Annotated in this window: 4 protein-coding genes; 1 reads left to right on the top strand and 3 read right to left on the bottom strand. The window is 51.7% G+C overall.

What is annotated here, in order from left to right; genetic code table 11:
- Positions 1-546 precede the first annotated feature (546 nt).
- Both MYY08_RS02480 and cutC read right to left on the bottom strand, forming a co-directional pair.
- Positions 547-1023 (bottom strand): hypothetical protein, encoded by a 477-nt coding sequence (locus tag MYY08_RS02480; protein ID WP_133052045.1) that lies wholly within the window; start codon positions 1021-1023, stop codon positions 547-549.
- Positions 1024-1486: 463 nt separating this feature from the next.
- Positions 1487-2239 (bottom strand): copper homeostasis protein CutC, encoded by a 753-nt coding sequence (gene cutC / locus MYY08_RS02485; protein WP_038625588.1) that lies wholly within the window; start codon positions 2237-2239, stop codon positions 1487-1489.
- An 87-nt stretch (positions 2240-2326) separates the two neighbouring features.
- Here cutC and MYY08_RS02490 point away from each other — a divergent pair, with 87 nt between their 5' ends.
- On the top strand, positions 2327-3469 hold the full coding sequence (locus MYY08_RS02490) for a MalY/PatB family protein (protein WP_038629966.1): 1143 nt from the start codon (positions 2327-2329) through the stop codon (positions 3467-3469).
- Here MYY08_RS02490 and MYY08_RS02495 read toward each other — a convergent pair.
- Positions 3466-4032: a VOC family protein gene (locus MYY08_RS02495; protein WP_038625586.1), complete on the bottom strand. Its 567-nt coding sequence runs from the start codon at positions 4030-4032 to the stop codon at positions 3466-3468. The genes MYY08_RS02490 and MYY08_RS02495 overlap by 4 nt on opposite strands.
- Positions 4033-4145 lie beyond the last annotated feature (113 nt).

Genomic DNA, 4145 nt, shown 5'->3' on the forward strand with positions numbered 1-4145 from the left:
AAAATGAACAAATTTTGTGGCAGAGCGTTGTTTCTTTTTATTAGCTATTAATCAATAAGTTACAAAAAAAAGGCATCATCGCGTAGCATTACCGCCCGGCTTGATAAAGCAGGGCTTATGTTGTTAGTAAAGGTTATCAATGCTGTAACATTAAATGCTTATCTTTCGTCAGGCTTGCTACTGAGTTGTTTTATTGATGAATCAAAACGTATTAACATTAATAGCTAACGGATGCATTAAGCATCCATAGAACGCTCCCCAATGAAAGCGTCAGGAAATTACAGGGGATAAAACGGCATTCAAAATGGTTGAAGGCTTAAGGAAGGTAAGAGGTGCTTTAACGCTGTGCAACGAAGAGATGATAAAGAAAAGGCAATACGCACGTTTCGACGGCACGCATTAGCGATCGGGGAAATAAGTAACACGCATTTGGTGTTATCTGATACCGAGAAAGAGAGGTGTGTTACGCCGACTGACTGGTCGGCGTAATTTCATCTGGCCGGTTTAGCATCGCGCCGGTTTGCGTTATGCGTTATGCGTTATGCGTTATGCGCCGGCCAGCGCATCATAAGCCTGTTGCAGGCTATCAACGTTAAGCGCGGCATAATCATTCTCTTTTGGCTGCGCTATCTGACGCAATAACACGTTTTGATGTGTATATTTTTTTGCCTGTTGATTAACCGCCGTGGCAGCAAAACTCTCTCGTAATGCTTCATTTTCTCTGATGGAATAGAGCATAAACGGCGCCTCGCTTTTTACCGGCTTACAGCCGACGAACCAGTTGGCCTCACGGTAAAGCAACTTACACTGCGCGCTGAAAACACTCATCGACAAACCACTCTCGATCTCGCTGCGCGCGACGGTGGCCCAGCCTGGCGGCACTATTTTTTCTGCCTTATTATCAGGATCTTTGACAAAAGTCACACCCTCTTTTTCTTTACATCCTGTCAGGGTCAGTACCAGTACGGCAACTGCTGCTCCTGTTAGCCTGTTTTTCATTTTTGTACATCCCGCACTTTTCATTTATCTACTGCTTTACCGCTATCGTCTTAAGGAAAGGTGAAGATTATATAATGATATTGCGCTATATACTAAGAATAATCTTAACAAAATAAGGACCAACCGAAACAGGTCAACGACACAGGATCGGCAGAGTCAAGGATGCGATGGACCAGACGAGGCGATGCGTCTTTGATGGGAAAGGCTTCATCCCAGCCAGGGCGCGATCGGTACCAGATGCTCTTGCAGCGAATATCCTTAGATACGTTCTTATGACAGATATAGTTTTCATCGTATCTGTCCTTAAACCCTAAACGCGCGGTTGCGGAGCGGGAGTCGCCCTTGCCGGGCGCGCAGCTGCGCCCTGCCGATATCTTTTTTACACGCATATTTCAGACAAAAAAAACCCCAACAAAGTGCTGGGGTTTGGTACTTGCAAACATCACGTCTGAGGAACGGCGTGCTGCGCGGCAAAAACTGTCTGGGTTCAGGCGACCCGAACGCTGTTCATCTGCATAATGCTTTTCATCGCCTCAACCATATCGCCATCAACGCACTGACGGCTGAACTCATCGGTTTCCACATCTGAACTCATTGAAACGCCTGCTTTCCGGTAACGCATCGGAGAAGAAACCTGGCGGCTGGCGGAGCTGTGCAGCTCACAAATCCCGGCGTCGAGAAACTTTTGCAGGTTGCTCAACCTGACGCCAGCACCGGCCATAATAATTGGACCCTCGCTGAACTCGTTAAGTTCCTTTAATAATGCAATTCCGCTTTCGGCGCTCTGCTGCTGCCCTGATGTCAGAATGCGCGCAACGCCCAAATCGGTCAATATTTCCATTGCACGTTTCGGACTGTGACAAAGATCAAATGCGCGATGAAAAGTTACCGCCATATCGCCGCACAGCGGCATGATTTCCCGCATCTTGCTGATATCTATATGCGCATCTTCGTCCAGCATGCCAAACACCACGCCCGGAAAGCCCATTTCGCGGATCAGCGCCACATCCGATTTTATCGCGGCAAATTCGCGCGAGCTGTAACAAAAATCGCCGCCGCGCGGACGTACAATGGGATGAACAGGTATATGAAGATGTGAGCGCGCCGCCTGCAACATGCCGGCAGAGGGCGTCAGGCCACCTTCTTTCGGCGCCGCGCAAAGCTCAATACGGTCAGCACCCGCCTCCTGTGCGGTCACCGCACAATCTATTCCGTAGCAGCAGACTTCCAGTTTTACCATTTCATCCTCCTGTTTAATGACTGCTGGCTGGTTTTCTGATTCTCGATTAGGCTCAGTTTGCAGGGCAGTATAATGGGAAGGTTAATGATGGCATTCAATTTTGACCAATGGATAGACCGGCATCACAGCGATAGCCTGAAATGGCGAAAATATCGCGATCGCGACGTTTTACCACTGTGGGTGGCGGATACCGATTTTCGCTCGCCGCCTGCGGTTATCGACGCGCTGCATCAGCGCGTCGAACATGGGGTATTCGGTTACGGTGCCGAGCCTGATGAGCTGTTTGCCGTAGTAAAAGCGCGTCTGGCCGAGCGCTACCAGTGGCGGATTGAGAAGGAGTGGCTGGTTCTGCTGCCGGGCGTGGTCGCCGGACTTAATCTTGCGGTACGCGCCTTTACCGCGCCAGGCGAAGGCACCCTCGCCCCCACGCCCATCTACCCGCCGTTCCGACTGGCAGCGAAATGGGCGCAACGCGATCAGCTCAATCTGCAAATGCGCCAGGAAAATCATCGCTGGGTGATGGATTTAATGGCGGCGGAGATGCAGCTGAAGGGCAATGAAAAGTTGCTAATGCTGTGCAATCCGCATAATCCCGGCGGCACGGTATATCGGCGTGATGAGCTGGATGCGCAGCTGCGTTTCGCGCAGCGCCACAATTTGATCGTTTGCTCTGATGAAATCCACAGCGAGCTGATCCTGGAACCGGGCCTGAGACATATTCCTTTCGCGACGCTAAGCGAAGACGCCGCGCAGCGTTCGGTTACGCTAATCTCGCCGTCGAAAACGTTCAATATCGCCGGTCTGGGCGCTTCGCTGGCAGTGATTCCGAATGACGCGTTGCGACAACGGTTCAATGAGGCGCGGCGCGGCATCGTGCCGCAGGTAGATATTCTGGCGCTGACCGCCGCGACGGCGGCCTGGCGCGACGGTCAGCCCTGGCTGGATGCGCAGCTGGACTATCTGCGCAGCAACCGTGACTGGCTGTGTCAACAGATCAACGCCCTGCCCGGACTCAGCGTGACGCCGCCAGAAGCGACCTATCTGGCATGGGTGGCCGCACGTCTGCCCGGCGTCGCCAGCCCCGCCTCTTGGTTCGAGCAACATGGGTTGGGCTTTTCGCCCGGACGGGATTTTGGCGACGACGGCTTTGTACGTTTCAATTTCGGCTGTACGCGCGCCACGCTGGAAGAGGCCGTGGCGCGGATGAAACAGGCGATTGCCGCAGCTTAACTGTCCTGCTCGCTGGCAACGATCTCTTTTAAACTCCAGGGATGGAATTTAATGGTGATCTGGCCGTCGGTCACTGCCAGAGTCGGGTTAGGCAGACGCTCTTTTTCTCCCTGGGGCGAGCTGGTTTTAAATGAGATGCCAGGCTGCAACAGGCCATTGTCGGACAACAGCGCCATCGCACGGGCGCCCAACGTCTCCGGGTCGCCGCGCAGTACAATCTCAACATGCTCCCAGCCTTCATGGCGATAAAGCTTATTGCCCGGCCAGGGCAGCTCCACCACGTTGATGCGCCACGGCCCTACCGGTAACGGCTCCGTCAGTTCAAATAAACAAATGGGTCGACCATTAATCAAATTTTCTGAGAAAAGGTGTCCAACCTGCATCAATCCTTGCTTCCAACGCTCCGCCGTCGTGATTTGATGACAGCGCACCGAAATATGGTCAGCCTCAAGATTTTCCAGTGTTAACCCCAGCTTTTCCGCCAGGTTTGTTAGCTGTTGTTCAAAACGCGGCAGGTCATTTGCAAGATCGGACAACGCTTCCAGATTATTCCTGAATGGCACAATTACCCCTCATTTTTATTAAGTCACACTAACCATTGCTCGCTTTTTGAGCACACGTACAAGACCAGTTATAGTTATAAAAATAGTCTTTAAGTTTAAGATTATTGATAAAT

The organism is Mixta sp. (assembly GCF_024610815.1).
Lineage (GTDB): Bacteria > Pseudomonadota > Gammaproteobacteria > Enterobacterales > Enterobacteriaceae > Mixta > Mixta calida.